A 16,695-nucleotide genomic window follows, 5' to 3' on the forward strand; every position below is an offset into this window, starting at 1 on the left:
CCGAAGGCCCCGGCGGGCCGACGGGGTCACCTGTGGACGAAGGCCCTGCTCCTGCCTATGGACGAGGCAGGCGAGAGCGGACCAGCGCGGTATGCAGCCGGACCGTGAGAGCGGCCAGCTCCCCCGTCTGTTCGGTACGCCGCGGCCCCGTGACCTGCTCGATCAGGCCGACCTCGCGGTCCGCCGCGGTCCGGAACGCCCGCAGGTGCCGCGGCTCGATCCCGTACGCCGCCAGCTCGGCCGCGACCTGCGCGATCACGATCGCGTCGCCGCCGTAGTGGTTGCCGCTGGCCACCACCAGGCCGTGCGCCTCCAGCTCGCCGAGCAGCCCGGCGGTGACCCCGGCGGCACGCAGCAGCTCGTCGCGGGTCAGCCGCAGCTCGGTGCCCGCGGCACCGAAGTCGTCCGCGACCGGCTGGCCGGGGGTCTGCGGCAACGAACTCGGCGCGACCGGTGGACCCGCGGCAGCCGGACGCAGGCCGCGGTCGATCGCGCCGAGATGCTCCTTGATCACCTTCAGCGGCAGGTACTGGTCGCGTTGCGCGGTCAGCACGTACCGCAGCCGCTCGAGGTCGGCGGCGCTGAACTTGCGGTAGCCGGACGCCGTCCGGGCCGGGGTCACCAGGCCCTCGGACTCCAGGAACCGGATCTTGGAGATCGTGACGTCGGCGAACTCGGCCTGCAGGAGCTGCAGCACCTCGCCGATGCCGCGGCCGCCCACCGGCCCTTCGGCGCTGGGATCAGGCTTGGCCACTGGCGTAGTACACCAACCGGTACTTGCCGATCTGGACCTCGTCGCCGTTGTTCAGCTGGACCTCGTCGATCCGGTCCCGGTTCACGTAGGTGCCGTTCAGGCTGCCGACGTCGCGGACCTTCACACCGTACGGGTCCCGGCGGAACTCGGCGTGCCGGCGCGACACCGTCACGTCGTCGAGGAAGATGTCGCTGTCCGGGTGCCGGCCCGCGGTCACCACGTCGACGTCGAGCAGGAACCGGCTGCCCGCGTTCGGGCCGCGCTGGACGATCAGCAGGGCGGACCCGGCCGGCAGCGCGCCGACGGCGGCCGCGTCGTCGACCGACAGCGGCTCGCTGGTCTGCTGCTCCGGCTCCGGCTCGGCTCCGATCGGGGTGAGCATCGCCGTGTCGGTGACACCGGGGGTCGGCTGAGGCGTCGGCTGGGGGGTCGCCGGGGCTGCCGCCGGGCGGTCCGCGCCAGGGAGCATCGCTCCGCACTGCGAGCAGAACCGGCTGCCCTCGGAGTTCTCGTGCCCGCACTGGTTGCAGAACGGCATGCTGTGATCCTCCCGATCGCCGGCGGTCCGGCGACGTTTTCGATAGACCCCGTATTGACAGTGTTGACAGTGTGGACAGCGGCCTCAACCCTCGACCAGCGGTTGAGGCCGGTAACGCTACCAGTCAGTCGTCAGCTCTGGTCGAGCTGCCCCTTGTAGGCCTCGGCGTCCATCAGTGCGGCCACCTCGTCGGCGTCCTCGACCTCGATGTCGAGCAGCCAGCCCTCGCCGTACGGGTCGCTGTTCACCAGGTCCGGCTGGTCGGCCAGGGCCTCGTTGACGGCGGTCACGGTGCCGTTCACCGGGGCGAACAGGTCGCTCACGCTCTTGGTGGACTCCAGCTCCCCACAGGCGTCGCCGGCCCGCACCGTGCTGCCGACGTCGGGCAGCTGCACGTACACGATGTCACCGAGCTGGTCCTGCGCGAAGTCGGTGATACCGACCCGCACGGGTCCTTCCTCGCCGGCCTTCAACCACTCGTGCTCGGCCGTGTACTTCAGGTCTTCGGGGTACACCTTCGTTCCTCTTTCACTCAAGTACAGCTACAGGGACAGCGACAGGTACAGCTACTTGGTCGGGCTGGGCGCCGGGCGAGCGTAACGATGCTCCTCCGGGGCGTGCAAGGCGGTGATCGGGACGTTCTCGAGCTCGGTGACCTCGGCCGTTCCGCCCACCTGCGGACCGGTCACCTCACTGACCAGACCGCCCGGGAAGTTGGCCGCCTCGGCCAGGTTGTGGGACTCCCCGATCGCCTCGATGACGTACGGCGAGTTCACCTTCTGGCCGTCGATCGAGATCCCCGGGGCGTCGTCCACGAAGTCCGTGCTGGCCACCACCCGGACCGACCCGTTGACCTGGATCGCCTCGGCGCCGGCGTCGCGCAGCTCCTCGATCGCGTCCAGCAGGTTGCTCGAGGTCATCTTGCCCTGCGGGTCGTTCAGCGTGATCCGCACCCCGGGACCCTGCGCCGGCAGCGTACCGGCGAGGATGCCGAGGGTGCGCACCTGCGCCTCGGCCTGCTCGCGCGCGGTCTGCGCCTTGTCCGCGCTGGACGACAGCGAGTTCTTCCGCTCCTCGAGGTCGGCGATCTCGCTCTCCAGCCGCCGGGTGTTCTGCCCGAGGCCGTCGAGGATCGCGATCAGGTCCTCGCGGCGGGCGTTCTGGTAGCCGTCGTCGGCCCGGTTCACCCGGACCTGCACGACCGCGACGCAGGCCACCAGCGCCAGCACGACCGCGACGATCGCCTGGCCGCGGGACGGCTTGAACCCGGCCCGCAGCCGGCGCAGCGCCAGGTTCGGCGTTCGTGGCTTCGGCATCGGCGTCGGGGTCTGCGGCACGTCGGCGGGCGTGTCGGGGGCCGGTTTCGCGGGTTTGCCCGGTGTCTCGTCGCTCATGTCAGGCCCGGAAGATGTGCCGCCGGATCGCGGCCATGTTGGTGAAGATGCGGATGCCGAGGACGACGACCACACCGGTGGACAGCTGCGACCCGACCCCGAGCTGGTCGCCCAGGTACACGATCAGGGCCGCGATCAGCACGTTGGACACGAACGACACGACGAACACCTTGTCGTCGAAGATCCCGTCCAGGAACGCGCGCAGCGCGCCGAAGACCGCGTCCAGCGCGGCCACCACGGCGATCGGCAGGTACGGCTGCGCCCAGTCCGGGACGTCGGGCGCGACCAGCAGACCGATGACGACACCGATCACCAGCCCGAGTACGGCGATCATCTCGTTCTCACCTTCGCGTAGCGCAACGCGATGGTCGCATCGGCCGGCACCAGCAAGGAATCCTCCGTCGTGATCGTCATCCGGACATCGAAGTTGCTGACCAGGTACTGCACCCACTGCCCGCCGGAACTCTGCGCGAACCGGGCGGGCATGGTCGCGGTGTCCCCGATCGCGAGCACCGTGTACGGCGGGGTCAGCGAACTGTAGTCAACGGTGATGGCACTGCCCGCGCCGCGGATCGCGGTCAGCGAGGTGATCCGGTGCCCGTTCACCGAGACCGCCTCGGCGCCGGACGTCCACAGGCCGTTGACGAGCTGCTGCAGGTCGACGTCGAGCAGCCGGCCTTCCTTGGCGTCGGCGTCCTTGGCGTCGTCGACCACCGCCTTGATCCCCGGGCCGGTGACCGCGATCGCCCCGGTCTGCAGCTCGAGGTCGTCGAGCTTCTGCTGCAGCGCCGCGCCGGTGCTGTCGTTGCTCAGTCCGCTCGCCTGCAACCGGCGGACCTCGTCGGCGAGCTGGGCCTGGTGGTTGCGCAGCTCGGTCAGCCGGGCGTCGGCCTGGTTGATGCGGGTGATCAGCTCCTTGCGCTGCTTCTCCGCCTCGGGCGCGCTGCGGTAGTTCTGCGCGGCGGCGACGGCGAGCAGGAAGCCGAGGACGGCGGCGGCCAGCACGAGCATGATCCGGTGCCGGGACCGGGTCTGCTTGCCGTCGGCGTTCGACCGGGTGCGGGCGGCGACGGCGTACCCCTCGTCGATCGGGTGCGCCATCAGGTTGTTCAGCAGTGACATCGACGCGTCGACGCGCCGAGGAGGCGTCTGCTGAGGGGCTTGCTGGGTCACCCGGCCGAGTCCTTGATCGGTTTGACCGTCTGCACCAGGTGCCGCAGTTGGGCGAAGTACAGCGCGCCGGCCCAGTAGTACAGACCGGTGCCCCAGATCGCGAACGCCCAGCCGAACACGCGGGCGAGCAGGTTGAGGGTGCTGTCGCCGTCACCGAGCAGCAGCAGCGGGAACGCATACAGCAGGCAGAAGGTGGCGGACTTGCCGAGGAAGTGCACCGGCAGCGCGTTGAAGCCGCGGCGGTGCAGCGCCGGCAGCGTGAGGGTCAGCAGCACGTCCCGCAACGGCAGCGCGATCGCCAGCCACCAGGGGATGATGTCGCGCAGCGCCAGGCCGATGACGGTGGCGAAGATGTACAGCCGGTCGGCGACCGGGTCGAGCATCTGGCCCAGGCGGGTCGTCTGGTTCATCCGGCGGGCGATCTGGCCGTCGGCCCAGTCGGTGAACCCGGACACGGCCAGCACGAGCAGCGCCCAGCCGTCCTCCTCCGGCCCGAGGACCAGCCACAGGAACAGCGGCACCCCCAGCAACCGCAGGAAGCTGAGTGCGTTCGGGATCGTCCACACCCGGTCGGACACTTCCAAGTCCGGCACGCGACCCCTCCCTCTCTCCACCCTGGATACCCGTCGTAACTCTACTGGGGCGCCCCGACAGGTTTACGGCCGCCTGGCCCGGGGCAGGCCCCGACTTTCCCCTGATACCAGAACGCGCCCGCCCGCGGGCCGCTACGCCTGCTGCGAAGCAGTGACCCGATCGATACCCCCCAGTGATGCTTACGCTGGGCAGATGAGGTTCCTGGTTCTGATCTACGGCAACCCGGAGTCCCGGGCGGTGTGGGACTCGATGACGGACGAGCAGAAGAAGGAAGGGATGGCGGGGTACGCCGCCCTGCACGAGGCGCTCGCCGTTCACAACGAGCTGGTCGCGTCGGAGTCGCTCGACGCCCCGGAACTCACCAAACAGGTGTTGGTCCGTGACGGTAAGCCGATGACGACGGACGGCCCGTTCGCCGAGGTGAAGGAACAGCTGGCCGGTTTCTACCTGCTGGAGTGCGACTCGATGGACCGTGCGGTGGAGATCGTCGCGCAGATCCCGGAGGCGCCGTTCAGCGTCGTCGAGGTGCGTCCGGTGCGTGACCTCGGCGCCTTCACGTGATGCTCGAGGAACTGCTCCGGGAGCTGGCGCCGCAGGTGCTCGGCGCACTGGTCCGGCGGTACGGCGACTTCGACGCGTGCGAGGACGCTGTCCAGGAGGCGCTGCTGGCGGCGTCGCTGCAGTGGCCGGGCGAGGGTGTGCCGGACAATCCCCGCGGCTGGCTGGTCACGGTCGCGTCGCGGCGGCGGATCGAGGTTCTGCGGAACGAGGCGGCCCGGACCCGCCGCGAGGAGACCGTGGCGTCCTGGTCTCCCCCGGAGCCGGCGTCGGCGGAGGACGACTCGCTGACGTTGCTGATGCTGTGCTGCCATCCGGCGCTGACTCCGCAGTCGCAGGTCGCGCTGACGCTGCGTGCCGTCGGCGGGCTGACGACCGGCGAGATCGCCCGTGCGTTTCTGGTGCCGGAGGCAACGATCGGCCAACGGATCAGCCGGGCGAAGGCGAAGCTCCAGGGTGCGCGGTTCGCGATGCCGCCGGCGTCCGAGCAGCCCGAGCGGCTGGCCGCCGTACTGCATGTGCTGTATCTCGTCTTCAACGAGGGCTATACGGCCTCGTCCGGTACGTCGTTGCACCGGGTCGAGCTGAGCGCGGAGGCGATCCGGCTGACCCGCCAGCTGCACGCCTCGTTGCCGGCCGAAGGTGAGGTGGCGGGGCTGCTCGCGTTGATGCTGCTGACCGACGCGCGCCGTCCCGGGCGGGCGACGGCCGACGGTGCGCTGGTGCCGCTGCCCGAGCAGGACCGGTCGTTGTGGGACACGGCCGCGATCGCGGAAGGCACCGACTTGATCGAGTCGACGTTGCGGTCGGCGCCGGTGGGGCCGTACCAGTTGCAGGCGGCGATCGCCGCGGTCCACGACGCGGCGGCCACCGCGGACGAGACCGACTGGCGCGAGATCCTGATGCTGTACGAACTGCTCGAGTCGACCGCACCGGGTCCGATGGTGACGCTGAACCGGATCGTCGCGGTGGCGATGGTGCACGGTCCGGCCGCCGGGCTGGCGTTGCTCGACGACGTGGATCCGGCGCTCCAGGACCACCACCGGCTGGCCGCCGTCCGGGCGCATCTGCTCGAGCTGTCCGGTGACAGTGCTGCTGCCCGCGAGGCCTACGAGCTCGCCGCGCGGCTCACGCAGAGTCTTCCCGAGCAGCGCTATCTGCTGTCCCGGGCGGGCTCTTCGGGCGGCCCCAGCTGAGCTCGGCCTCGATCGTCAGGTCGAGGACCCCGTCCTTCGCGTACGGACGGAGTGCTGCCTCGACGCCGGCGTCGAAAGCGGCCGCCTCGTCGGCCGGCATCAGGCCACGGGCCAGGCTCGACGTCGAATGCAGCCTCTCGATGTAGTCGGCGACCGTCTGGCGGTGGACGACCCGCTCGGTGCGCGCCGTACCGCTGAGGTCGAGCAGGCCGCGGTCCCGGATCGCGTCGACCACGCTGAACCCCGGGTCGTAGTTCTTCTTCCGTGAATGCCGCTCGATCACCTTGACCAGCTCGGCCGACCACGGCTCGTCGACGGCGCCGTGCTCGACGACGACGAGCTGGGCGTTCGGTGTCAGGTGCGGGACGATCCGCGCGAACGTCTCCTCCCACGGCATCCAGTGGATGCTGGCGCCGGCCGTCACCAGTGCGTACGGGCCGTCGAGGTCGGCGGTCTCGATCGGGCTGACCTGCCAGCTGAGGTTCGGACGGTCGCCGCCCGGGCGCTGCCGGCCCGCCGCGACCATCGGCGCGGAGAAGTCGATCGCGTCGACGTGCTCGACCCGCGGCGCGAGCGGCCGCGCGATCGCGCCCTCGCCGGCGCCGATGTCGAGCACCCGGCGCGGCTCGTCGGTGATCAGCGCCAGGAGCCGCTCGAACACCTCGTCCGGGTACGGCGGCCGATGCTGATAGGCCTCCGCCACTGCCTCCTGCTGGAACGTCGCCGCGAGTTCAGTCATGCGTCGGAGCGTAGACCGCGGTGCGCCACCCGGGCACCGCATTCTGCTGCGGGCCGACGTAACCTGCCCGTCTCGTTCGGTCACGCGGCTGAAACACGCGCTTCTTACTTTTTGAGAGTCCACGTCAGCCCGCACGAGGCGGTGAGGCCGATGTACGAGCACGTCGACCCGTTCATCGGGACCGGCGCCACCGACCTGCCCACGCCCAAGGGCCTGGCCGCGACCTGGTGGTGGCCCAAGCCGCAGGTCGGCAACACGCACCCGGGCGCCATGCACCCCTTCGGGATGGTGTCGGCCTGCCCGTACTCCGGGGCCTACCCGACCGGCTACGGGTTGTACGACTTCAACACCGAGGGCGTGCCCGGCCTGTTGTACGACCGCCCGGTCGCCTCCGGCTTCACCCACTTCCAGCAGTCCGGCACCGGCGCGATCCGCAAGTACTACAACTACTTCCGGGTCACGCCGATGCTCGGCCCGCTCGACGATCTCGGCACCACCTGGGACCTGCTGGACGAGGTGGCCGAGCCCGGCTACTACGCGGCGACGCTGAGCTCAGGGGTGCGCTGTGAGGTGACGGTCGGCCCCAAGTCGGCCGTCCACCGGTACACCTTCCCGTCGCACGACGCGGCCCGGATCGTCATCGACGCCTCGACCGGCGGCCTGGCCATCCCGCACAGCCGGACCGTGCCGCTGAAGGCGCACCTGGCGATGCTGGAGCCGGGAGTGGCCCAGGGAGAGATCCACGTCGAGGGCGTGCCGCTGGCCGTGCACCTGGAGGTCGACGCTCCCGGCTGGCGGCAGCTGCTGTGGTACGACCGGCGCCTGATGCCCGGCGGCACCCGCCTCGACTTCGACTACATCCGGCCGACCACGCTGCGGCCGTTCGGGCTGATCTTCATGGGTCCCTCGCGCGCCGAGCAGACGGTCGAGGTGCGGCTGGGGTTCTCGCTGCGCGGGTGCGCGACGGCCCGCGACAACCTGCACACGGACGTCGGCCGCGGCCGGACCGTCTTCGCCGGGCGCCGCGAGCGTACGACGGCCACCTGGCGCGACCACCTCGGCAAGGTGGCGATCAGCACCGAGTCCGGCGACCAGGCGACGGTGTTCGGCACCGCGCTCTACCACTCGCTGGTCAAGCCGTGCTTCGCCCCGGACGAGAGCCCGTCCTGGACGACCGACGGCCCGTATGCGTTCGACATCTGCACCATGTGGGACATCTACCGCACCCAGCTGCCGCTGATGACCACGCTCTTCCCGCAGCGCTCGGTCGCTTTGGCCGGCGCGATGCTGTCGATCTGCGAGCAGGAGGGCAACCTGCCGATCGGCTACCGGATGGCCAAGGGCGCCGACCGGTTCTCCCGGCAGGGCAGCGCGCTCGCACACACCTTCCTGGCCGACCTGTGCCAGCTGGACCTGCCGGGGATCGACTGGGACTGGGCCATGGTGCATCTCGAGATGGACCTGCGCCGCACGTACGGCGAGGACTACCTGGTGCACGGCGTCGCGCACCCGATCAGCCACACCCTCGACCTGGCGTACGCCTACCACTGCACCGCGGCGATCGCCCAGAAGATCCGCGACCGGCCGCTGGCCCGGCAGATGCGCGAGCTCGCACACGGCTGGCGCGCGGCGTACGACCCGGCCACCGGACTGCTGCGCGACTCGACGTTCTACGAGGGCGGCCGGTGGAACTACTCCTTCCGGCTGCTGCACGACATGCGCGCCCGGATCGCGCTGGCCGGCGGCGACGACGCGTTCGTCGGGCTGCTCGACCGGTTCTTCGGGTACGACGCCGCACCGGTCACCCAGCCGGGCGTGGCGCCGAGCGTGGCCGAGATGGACGCCGGGTACGGCCTGTGCCGGTTCGAGGGGCTGAACAACGAACCCGACTACGAGGCGCCGTGGTCCTACCACTACGCCGGACGGCCGGACCGGACCGCCGAGGTGGTGCACGCCGCGATCGCCAACCAGTTCGGCACCGGCCGGGGCGGGCTGCCCGGCAACGACGACTCCGGCGGGCTGTCCGCCTGGTACGTGTGGGCGACGCTCGGGCTGTTCCCGGTCGCCGGGCAGAACCTCTTCCTGGTCAGCGCGCCGGCCGTTGCGGAGTCCACAGTCCAGCTGCCGGAAGGTGAACTGTCCATCATCACCAAGGGCTTCGAGCCGGTCGAGGCCGGCGGGCCGGTCTCCTACGTCCGGTCCATCGCGGTCGACGGCAAGACCCTCGAACGTCCCTGGATCTCCGGCCGGGAACTGCGGCACCTCCGCACCCTGCACATCGAGCTCGGCCCTCAGCCGTCCGGCTGGGGCACCCGGATCCGGCCGCCGTCCACATCCGACCCGCTGCCTGCCACTGGAGGTGAGGCATGACCATCGACGACCAGCCCCCCGTCCCGTCCACACCCAACCGCCGACTCGTCCTCGTCGTCCGCGCCGACCCGGTGATCTGCGGGCACTCCGGCGAGGCCCGGTGCCTCGCGGAGGTGGCGCTCACCCGCGGGTTCGACGACGTACGGATCGTGACCTGGCCGCTGGACGCGCTCGAGGCGGCCGGGCTGCCGCTGAAACCGCTCGATCGCGTGCTGCCGTACAGCCCTGGTATCACCGTGGAGCGGCCCGGGCCCGTCGGCGACTACCGGGTTCCGGACGGGCGCTACCTGTCCGGGCTCATCGGTCGGCTGGTCGAGCTGTTCAGCGACGGGGTGCCGACGGTGGCGATGTCGCTGTACCTGAGCCCGCACGCGATCGCCGTCCAGGAAGCCGTCCAGGTCGCGCGCCGGATCGGTCCCGCACAGGTGATCACGGTCGCCGAGGCGGTGGGCTCCGACATCACCAACGTGGTGCGCGAGTGCGTGGACACCGGGCGCTTCGGGGCGGCCGCGCACATCCTGTCGGTCTATCTGGAGGCCGATCACTGCGTGGCGGTGTCGGAGTACACCAGGGACCTGATCGTGGCCTCGGCCGCGACCCTCGACGGCATGCACGGGACGACGTTCGCGCAGCGATGCCGTGAGCGGATCGCCATCTCGTACCCGGCGGTCGACTCCTGGTCCTATCTGTCGCTCACCGACGACCGGATCGCCGAGGCGCTGGCCCGCCGCGGCCTCTCGCGGGACGGGTACGTGCTGTTCCTGTCACGGATCGCCTCGGCGAAGGGCGTCGACGACCTGATCGACGCGTACGCCGGGTCGCGGTCGGCCGAGCGGGTGCAGCTCGTGCTCGCCGGGCGCGGGCCGCAGGAGGACGAGGTGGTGGCGCGGGTCGCGGCCGCGGGCCTCGGCGAGCGGGTGCGGGTGCTGACCGACGTGGACGACGCGGAGAAGCCGGCGCTGATGGCCGGGAGCGCGGCGTTCGTGCTGCCGACCCGCGAGCAGCCGGAGTTCGTGGAGACGTTCGGCATCGCGCTGGTCGAGAAGGCCCTCGCCGGCGGCGGGCCCGTCATCACCTGCGCGACCGGCGGCGTACCCGAGGCGGTCGGTGACACGGCCCTGCTGGTGCCGCAGCATGACCCGGTCACGCTGCGATCCGTGCTCGACGAGGTCGTGTGCGACTGGACCGGCGAGCAGCGCGCGGAAGCCGAGCGGCGCGCACGGGACTACGCGTTGCAGTTCGACCGGGCCGCCGTGTTCGACCGGCTTTTCGCGCTCGCCGCGCCTCCCGCCGTCCACGTCGCCTGAGCTCTGCGGGTCAGTCCGCGCCCCACACGGTCGCGCGCTGCTCGAACTCCGCCGGATCGCTGTGGACCGGGATGACGCAGAGCAGGTGGCCGCCGGGGGCGCGCAGGGTGTGGCAGCCTTGCCAGCTCGCGACCTCCACCGCGCCGAGCCCGGTCAGCCGCGTGACCTCGGCCGGTACGTCGTCGGTCTCGATGTCGAGGTGGTAGCGCGGCTCGTCGTCGACGGACTGGATCGCGGTCACGTACCCCGGGACCGCGTCGTGCAGGGAGATGAACTGCGGCTCCCCGTCCGGCGACGACGTCCGGACGCCGAGAGCCTTCGACCAGAACGTGGTGGCGGCGTCCACCTCGTCGCGGTTGACGTCGATCAGGAACGTGGAAACCCGGCTCCGATGCATGCGGATCAACCTAACGTTCCGGACGGGGGTCGTCCGGAACCGGGGTTAGCCTGCTCCGCATGGAAGCGCTCGAGGAGTCGCAGGTGACTGTCGTGCCCGCGAACGAGGTGCCGTGGGAGGACCTGCAGGCCGTCTTCGGTACGGCGGACGCGGGTCAGTGCCAGTGTCAGCGGTTCAAGATCCGCGGCTGGATCTGGCGGGACTCGACGCTGGACGAGCGGATGACGCGGCTGCAGGACCAGACGGCCTGCGGTACGCCGGACGCGCCGTCGACGGCCGGGCTGGTCGCCTACGTCGACGGCGAGCCGGCCGGATGGGTCGCCGTCGAGCCGCGCACGGCCTACCCGAAACTGCGGACGTCGCGCATCCCCTGGACGGACCGCTCCGAGGACAAGGACGACGAGAGCGTGTGGGCCGTCACGTGCATGACCGTCCGGAAGGGCTTCCGCGGCCGCGGCCTCACCTATCACCTGGCCCGCGCCGCGATCCCACACGCCCGCGACCGCGGCGCCCGCGCACTGGAGGCCTACCCGATGCTCACCCAGCCCGGCAAGACCATCACCTGGGGCGAACTCCACGTCGGCCCCCACCAGGCCTTCGAAGAAGCCGGTTTCCACCAACTCACCCACCCGACCCTGCGCCGCACCGTGATGCGGATCGACTTCACCTGACTCAGTCATAGGTCGCCTGGGCCTGCCAGGTGGTGCGGTGGAGGGTGAAGAGCCAGGCGCGGGTGTCGGCGGTCTGGAACTGGAAGCGGGCCTGGCGGGTCTCGGTGCTGGGGTCCCACCAGCGCTCCGCGGTGAGCCAGGGGCCGGCCCAGCCGGTGATCGGGTGGATCTTGTTGCTGTCGGCAACTTGGACGCCGGGGGTGCGGGCGGTGCCGGCCGGGAGCAGGGTGAACGCGGCCGGGACGCCGGACAGCTCGCCGCGGGCGGTGACCGCGACCTGGGTGCCGTCCGCGGCGAACACCTTCGCGGGGATCGGCTCCGGGAAGACCGTGGTCGGCGCCAGGGCCGGCCAGCGCCCGCTGCCGGTGATCGCCCCGGGCCAGGGCTGGTCCGGCGGCCGGGCCGGCACCGCCGGGTCGCCCCACGGGACCAGCGTCTGCCGCTCGGCGAACCCGCGCCCGCCGCCGATCACCACCGACACGACCGCGCCGTGACCGAGCATGCTCTGCACCCGCGACAACGCCCGATGGATCCGCTCGTCCGGCCCACCGCCCCACAGGCCGTCGGCATGCGCGCCGACCGGATCCGCCTGGTCCGGGATCAGCCGCACCCGGACGACCGGTGACGTCAGCTCGCTGGTCGCCGTCCCGGTCCCTTGCAACTGCCAGCGCACCCGGTCCACCACGTCCGCCGCGGTGAACCAGCGCGGATGCAGCCACTCCCGCTCGTGGATCCGCCCGGACTCGGTGCCGACCTCGACCCGTAGCGTCGTACACACCAGACCCAGCTCGGTCAGCCGGGCGATCAGCTCGTCGGCGACCACCCGGACCGCGAACGCGACCTGGTCGACGCGATCCACCGGCGGCTCGAAGTCGAGCTTGCGGGTCAGCTCCGGCGGGATCTCCCGGCCGGTCACCGGGCGGTCGTCGAACCCCTGGGCGAGCCGGTGGGCGAACGCGCCGTCCGGGCCGAACCGGGTCAGCACCTCGGTGCCGGGCAGCCGCGCGAACGCACCGAGCGACCGCAACCCCAGCCGGCGCAGCAGATCCGTGAGCGCCGGCTGCTCGAGCAGGTCGACCGACAGCGGCGCGAGGAACTCCGGTGAACCGCCCGGCGGCACCACGTGCACCCGGGTCCGCGCGGAACTCGCCCGGGCCGCCTGCTCGGCGGCGAACGGGCCGTCGGCGATCCCGATCCGGCTGCCGGGCACGTCGAACGTCTCCAGCCGGTCGAGCAGCTTCTCCGCGGCCGCCTCCTCGCCGCCGTAGAACCGGGCCGGGCCACGCGCCTTCAACGCGCACATCCCCGGACGGATCACCTGCACGCCCGGCGTGATCGCCTCCAGGCACGAGATCACCGGGTCGAACGCCCGCGCGTCGACGACCGCGTCGTACTTCAGCACGACCAGCTCCGGGCAGCGCGACTGCGCGTCCCGGGCCCGCTGCCCGCGGCGCACCCCGTCGGCGCGGGCGGCGGCGGAAGTGGCGAGCACCTTCCCCTTCTCCAGCACGGCGATCGGCTCGTCCGGTGACCGCCCGGTCGCCGCCGCGGCCGCCGTCACCGGCCAGTCCGGCACCCAGATCACCATCGTCCGGATCAGCCCGCCCATCAGCCCACCGCACCGATCTGGTCCGCCCACTCCTGCTGCCAGCCGGAAGCTTCGGCAGGCTCGGCCGAGCGGATCGTGCCGTCGGGACCGGGCAGCCAGAGGTCGTGGCGGGCCCGCACGGCGGCGCGCCGGCCGGTCACCGCGACGGTCGCCCGGCGGGCGGTGAGCAGACCTTCGCCGTCACCGAGGCCGGTCCAGGTGTTGCTCTCGATCTCGAACCGGGCCTCGCTGCCCGGCCACGACCCGTACGCGACCAGCATCGCGCCGCGGGTGCGGAGCCGCGCGGCCAGCCGGGACGCCTCCCCCGGCGTCACCTCGCCGGGCGGACGGACGACGACCACGGTCAGCGCGTCGACCAGCGCGGCCACGACGCTCAGCCACTCCCGCCCCGGATCCGGGACGAGCACGAGACGCTCCAGGTCCACCCCGAGCCCGCGCGCCGCCTCGGCCCCGAACGACGGCACGCCGACCACGCCGCACCAGGCGCCCTCCGCGGACGGGCCGGCCATCAGCGCCATCACCAGCGCGGCACTCCCCCGCACCGAATACACCGAACCGCCGCGCAGGCTCGCCCCGGCCAGCAACCCGCTCACCGCCGGATGCGTCGGCAGCTCCCGGTCCACTCCCGCCGTGTCCAGCGCCTGCTGCACCCGGGCCACCGAAGGCACCCGGCCCGCGGCCCCGGCCGCGGTGAGCCGTGTCTCCTCCTCGTCGGCTTCACCCCTCTGCGCCTTCTTCTGGGCGTTGGCCCTGGCGAGGAGCAGGCGGGCGTGGTCGAGCGCCGTGACCCGGCCTTCCGCTGTCTCGCTCCCCGTCATGACTCCATGTTCGAACACCTGTTCGAACAAGTCAATCCGGTCGTCCACAGGCCCGCAGCTGGCTAAAGTCCGGGGCATGCGACGCGTCGAACACCCTCGGTTCACCACCGCGCTACGGCGGGTCGAGGACAGTATCGAGGCCGCCTGGGACAGTTTCCGCGCCGACTCCGGCGTCGCCCCCGGGACGGCGGAAGCGCGCGAGCTGGCCGAGGTCGTCCTGCAGGACACCTCCGAGTTCGACTGGCGGATCGTCGACGGCGCACTGAACCAGCTGACCTGCCCGGACTGCGGCTGCACCCTCGGCGCCGGCGACTCCGGGTGCCCGGGCTGTGACAAGGCGAACGGCTTCCGGTTCGCGGCCCGCGAGACCGACCGCCCCGGCGTACCGCCAGGAAACGAGCACGCGATCCGCGTCTCCTCCGCGGTCGCCCGCACCCGCCACCGCTACTCGCCACGCGCCCGGGCGGGCTACGAGCTGTTGCTGCCCGACCTGCTGGACGGAGCGCTTCCGACGACGCCGGAGGCCCAGCGGCTCAAGCACCGCATCAACCAGCTCACCGACGACGAGGTGGAGCACCTGCTCAGCCCGGCGGACATAGGGTGAAGGCATGCCAAGGACTATTGCCACCAACACCAAGGTCGAGCTCGACGGTCTGCTGGAGTTCGTGCGGCCGCGGCACCACATGCTGCTGATGACCACCCGGGCCGATGGGACGGTGCAGGCGTCGCCGGTCTCGGGCGGGGTGGACACCGAGGGACGGATCGTCATCTCGTCGTACCCGGAGCGGGCCAAGAGCACGAACGTGAAGCGGTCCGGGAAGGCCAGTGTGCTCGTGCTGTCGGACGACTGGAACGGCGCCTGGGTGCAGGTGGACGGCAGCGGCGAGGTGATCGAGCTGCCGGAGGCGGTGGAGGCGCTGGTCGACTACTACCGCTCCATCTCCGGTGAGCACCCGGACTGGGACGAGTACCGCGAGGCGATGGTGAAGCAGGGCAAGTGCCTGATCCGCATCACCCCGAAGCGCTGGAGCCCGATCGCGACCGGCGGGTTCCCAGCGCGTCTGGCCGACTGATGCGGACGGCCCTGGTCGTCCATGCGCATCCGGACGACGAGGTGTTCGCCACGGGTGCTGCGACGTCCGTGCTGAGCGAGCAGGGCTGGCATGTCGTACTGCGGGTTGCTACCGGCGGTATGCACGGAGCCCTCGACCACTTGGGCGTCTCCTGCGCACTGCTCGGGATCAAGGAGTGGGACTGGCTGGGAGAGGTCGACCAGTGGGTCGACGACGGCGGCCGCGGCGGACCACGCTCGCCGGCCGCGGCGTCGCCGGACGCCCTGGCCGAAGCGATCGAGGTCGCGGCCGCCGTGGTCGAGCCAGAGCTCATCCTCACGGTCGGCAGTGACGGACTGACAGGTCACCCGGACCACATCGCCATCTCACAAGGGGTCCAGCGAGCGCTCACGAACCTTGACTGCCGTGCACTGGGTGCACGAGTCAGAGCGCAGGACGTGCGGGCGGGCGAGCAGCTGATCCAGCAGCTCGCACCGGGCGAGCGTGTCGGCTCGGGCAACGTCAAGGGCTGCGATGTGCCGCTGGAGGAGATCGGCGGTGCGTCCGAGCAGCGACGGCGGCAGGCGCTGGACGCGTACTACGAGGGGCTGGGCAGCAAGCCGCTCGAGGAACTCCTCGGCGTCCACAGAGCCAGCAGCGACGGCCTGCTGCTGCGTGCGGTCTTCGACGCGACCGGCTGGCAGCAGGACCGCTTCGAGGAGCTCACTGCTTGGTCCGGCGCTCCATCGTCGCGGTGATGCGCTGCATGGCGCCTTCCAGGTGTTCGCGCAGCGCTGCCTCCGCGCCCTCCTCGTCGTGCGCCACACAGGCGTCGAGGATCGCCTGGTGTTCGCGGCGGGTCTGCTCGATCCGGGCCTTGGTCTGCCGCGAGCCGAACCGGTAGCGCTCGCTGTTCTGCCAGACCGGCTCGATGGCGCGGGGCAGCCACCGCGAACCGCCGGCCCGGTAGATCGCGAAGTGGAACTCGGTATGTGCCTGCCGGGACGCGATGTTGTCGCCCAGCTTCGACAACCGGACATGCTCGGCCAGCGCGGTCCGGGCCGTCGACGCGTCCGAGTCGGAGAACTGCGTCGCGGCGGCACGCACGGCCAGCGACTCCAGCGCCAGCCGGGTCTCGTGGGTGTCGCGCAGGTCCTCCATCGACAGCTCACGCACCCAGGCGCCCTTGTGCGGGACGATCTCGACCAGTCCGAGCGCCGCCATCCGCCGTAGCCCTTCCCGGATCGGCATCTGGCTCATGTCCAGCCGCTTGGCGAGCTCCTCGAGCCGGAGCGCCGTACCGCTGGGGAGTTCGCCGGACAGGATGAGTTCGTGCAGCTCGGCGGCGGCTTCCTCGGCGAGCGTACGACGCCCGGTCGGTCCACCGGGCGTGAGCTCGAGTCGTCGGATCATCAGTAGCGGGCAGCCTCTCTCCTGTTCAGCTCTGGAGGTACCGTAGCCGCCGACCGGGTATCCGGCGCCCTTCGGCGACGGATTGCTCAATAAATACAAGTGGTCTAGCCCA

General features: G+C 71.4%; 20 protein-coding genes. 8 read left to right on the top strand and 12 right to left on the bottom strand.

What is annotated here, in order from left to right:
* Nucleotides 1–55: 55 nt before the first annotated feature.
* The 7 genes from ABZW60_RS22205 to ABZW60_RS22235 form a co-directional block, all read right to left on the bottom strand.
* The gene (locus ABZW60_RS22205; RefSeq protein ID WP_355479610.1) at nucleotides 56–754 is read right to left on the bottom strand and encodes a MerR family transcriptional regulator; all 699 of its coding nucleotides are present in this window, start codon (nucleotides 752–754) and stop codon (nucleotides 56–58) included.
* Nucleotides 741–1,292 (bottom strand): FHA domain-containing protein, encoded by a 552-nt coding sequence (locus ABZW60_RS22210; protein WP_355479612.1) that lies wholly within the window; start codon nucleotides 1,290–1,292, stop codon nucleotides 741–743. The genes ABZW60_RS22205 and ABZW60_RS22210 overlap by 14 nt, the downstream gene beginning before the upstream one ends.
* Nucleotides 1,293–1,423: 131 nt before the next feature.
* The gene (gene gcvH, locus ABZW60_RS22215; protein WP_355479614.1) at nucleotides 1,424–1,807 is read right to left on the bottom strand and encodes a glycine cleavage system protein GcvH; all 384 of its coding nucleotides are present in this window, start codon (nucleotides 1,805–1,807) and stop codon (nucleotides 1,424–1,426) included.
* Between the two features lie 51 nt (nucleotides 1,808–1,858).
* The gene (locus ABZW60_RS22220; RefSeq protein ID WP_355479616.1) at nucleotides 1,859–2,686 is read right to left on the bottom strand and encodes a DUF881 domain-containing protein; all 828 of its coding nucleotides are present in this window, start codon (nucleotides 2,684–2,686) and stop codon (nucleotides 1,859–1,861) included.
* Between the two features lies 1 nt (nucleotide 2,687).
* Complete coding sequence (locus ABZW60_RS22225) at nucleotides 2,688–3,020, bottom strand: small basic family protein (protein ID WP_012920789.1); 333 nt, start codon at nucleotides 3,018–3,020, stop codon at nucleotides 2,688–2,690.
* Nucleotides 3,017–3,859, bottom strand: a complete 843-nt coding sequence (locus ABZW60_RS22230; RefSeq protein WP_355479618.1) for a DUF881 domain-containing protein — start codon at nucleotides 3,857–3,859, stop codon at nucleotides 3,017–3,019. Before ABZW60_RS22230 ends, ABZW60_RS22225 begins: the two co-directional genes overlap by 4 nt.
* Entirely contained in the window at nucleotides 3,856–4,452 is a 597-nt protein-coding gene (locus ABZW60_RS22235; RefSeq protein WP_355479620.1) for a CDP-alcohol phosphatidyltransferase family protein, read from the bottom strand. The genes ABZW60_RS22230 and ABZW60_RS22235 overlap by 4 nt, the downstream gene beginning before the upstream one ends.
* Before the next feature lie 193 nt (nucleotides 4,453–4,645).
* Between ABZW60_RS22235 and ABZW60_RS22240 the strand changes: the two genes are divergently transcribed.
* Nucleotides 4,646–5,014 (top strand): YciI family protein, encoded by a 369-nt coding sequence (locus ABZW60_RS22240; protein ID WP_355479622.1) that lies wholly within the window; start codon nucleotides 4,646–4,648, stop codon nucleotides 5,012–5,014.
* Entirely contained in the window at nucleotides 5,014–6,207 is a 1,194-nt protein-coding gene (locus tag ABZW60_RS22245; RefSeq protein WP_355479624.1) for a sigma-70 family RNA polymerase sigma factor, read from the top strand. The genes ABZW60_RS22240 and ABZW60_RS22245 overlap by 1 nt, the downstream gene beginning before the upstream one ends.
* On the opposite strand, the gene ABZW60_RS22250 is transcribed toward ABZW60_RS22245, so the two are convergent.
* Complete coding sequence (locus ABZW60_RS22250; protein WP_355479626.1) at nucleotides 6,140–6,946, bottom strand: class I SAM-dependent methyltransferase; 807 nt, start codon at nucleotides 6,944–6,946, stop codon at nucleotides 6,140–6,142. The two genes, ABZW60_RS22245 and ABZW60_RS22250, sit on opposite strands and share 68 nt — an antisense overlap.
* A 150-nt stretch (nucleotides 6,947–7,096) precedes the next feature.
* Between ABZW60_RS22250 and ABZW60_RS22255 the strand changes: the two genes are divergently transcribed.
* Nucleotides 7,097–9,316 (top strand): glycoside hydrolase domain-containing protein, encoded by a 2,220-nt coding sequence (locus tag ABZW60_RS22255; protein WP_355479628.1) that lies wholly within the window; start codon nucleotides 7,097–7,099, stop codon nucleotides 9,314–9,316.
* Complete coding sequence (locus ABZW60_RS22260; RefSeq protein WP_355479629.1) at nucleotides 9,313–10,623, top strand: glycosyltransferase; 1,311 nt, start codon at nucleotides 9,313–9,315, stop codon at nucleotides 10,621–10,623. Before ABZW60_RS22255 ends, ABZW60_RS22260 begins: the two co-directional genes overlap by 4 nt.
* Nucleotides 10,624–10,633: 10 nt before the next feature.
* On the opposite strand, the gene ABZW60_RS22265 is transcribed toward ABZW60_RS22260, so the two are convergent.
* Nucleotides 10,634–11,020, bottom strand: a complete 387-nt coding sequence (locus tag ABZW60_RS22265; protein ID WP_355479631.1) for a VOC family protein — start codon at nucleotides 11,018–11,020, stop codon at nucleotides 10,634–10,636.
* 59 nt (nucleotides 11,021–11,079) lie between these two features.
* On the opposite strand from ABZW60_RS22265, the gene ABZW60_RS22270 reads away from it, so the two are divergent.
* The gene (locus ABZW60_RS22270) at nucleotides 11,080–11,691 is read left to right on the top strand and encodes a GNAT family N-acetyltransferase (protein ID WP_355479633.1); all 612 of its coding nucleotides are present in this window, start codon (nucleotides 11,080–11,082) and stop codon (nucleotides 11,689–11,691) included.
* A 1-nt stretch (nucleotide 11,692) separates the two neighbouring features.
* Here ABZW60_RS22270 and ABZW60_RS22275 read toward each other — a convergent pair whose 3' ends face one another.
* Both ABZW60_RS22275 and ABZW60_RS22280 read right to left on the bottom strand, forming a co-directional pair.
* Nucleotides 11,693–13,300 carry a DNA polymerase Y family protein gene (locus ABZW60_RS22275; RefSeq protein WP_355479635.1) on the bottom strand — a complete coding sequence of 536 codons (1,608 nt, stop codon included), beginning with the start codon at nucleotides 13,298–13,300 and terminating at the stop codon, nucleotides 11,693–11,695.
* On the bottom strand, nucleotides 13,300–14,118 hold the full coding sequence (locus tag ABZW60_RS22280; protein WP_355479636.1) for a hypothetical protein: 819 nt from the start codon (nucleotides 14,116–14,118) through the stop codon (nucleotides 13,300–13,302). Before ABZW60_RS22280 ends, ABZW60_RS22275 begins: the two co-directional genes overlap by 1 nt.
* A 76-nt stretch (nucleotides 14,119–14,194) precedes the next feature.
* On the opposite strand from ABZW60_RS22280, the gene ABZW60_RS22285 reads away from it, so the two are divergent.
* From ABZW60_RS22285 to ABZW60_RS22295, 3 genes are read left to right on the top strand one after another with little or no spacing between them, the layout of a single operon-like run.
* A complete protein-coding gene (locus ABZW60_RS22285) occupies nucleotides 14,195–14,722 on the top strand; it encodes a hypothetical protein (RefSeq protein ID WP_355479638.1) in 528 nt (175 codons plus the stop codon).
* A gap of 4 nt (nucleotides 14,723–14,726) precedes the next feature.
* Nucleotides 14,727–15,191: a PPOX class F420-dependent oxidoreductase gene (locus tag ABZW60_RS22290; protein ID WP_355479640.1), complete on the top strand. Its 465-nt coding sequence runs from the start codon at nucleotides 14,727–14,729 to the stop codon at nucleotides 15,189–15,191.
* Nucleotides 15,191–15,928 carry a PIG-L family deacetylase gene (locus ABZW60_RS22295; protein ID WP_355479642.1) on the top strand — a complete coding sequence of 246 codons (738 nt, stop codon included), beginning with the start codon at nucleotides 15,191–15,193 and terminating at the stop codon, nucleotides 15,926–15,928. Before ABZW60_RS22290 ends, ABZW60_RS22295 begins: the two co-directional genes overlap by 1 nt.
* On the opposite strand, the gene ABZW60_RS22300 is transcribed toward ABZW60_RS22295, so the two are convergent.
* Nucleotides 15,894–16,583: a GntR family transcriptional regulator gene (locus ABZW60_RS22300; protein WP_355479644.1), complete on the bottom strand. Its 690-nt coding sequence runs from the start codon at nucleotides 16,581–16,583 to the stop codon at nucleotides 15,894–15,896. The two genes, ABZW60_RS22295 and ABZW60_RS22300, sit on opposite strands and share 35 nt — an antisense overlap.
* Nucleotides 16,584–16,695 lie beyond the last annotated feature (112 nt).

Source organism: Kribbella sp. NPDC003557 (assembly GCF_040610805.1).
GTDB lineage: Bacteria > Actinomycetota > Actinomycetes > Propionibacteriales > Kribbellaceae > Kribbella.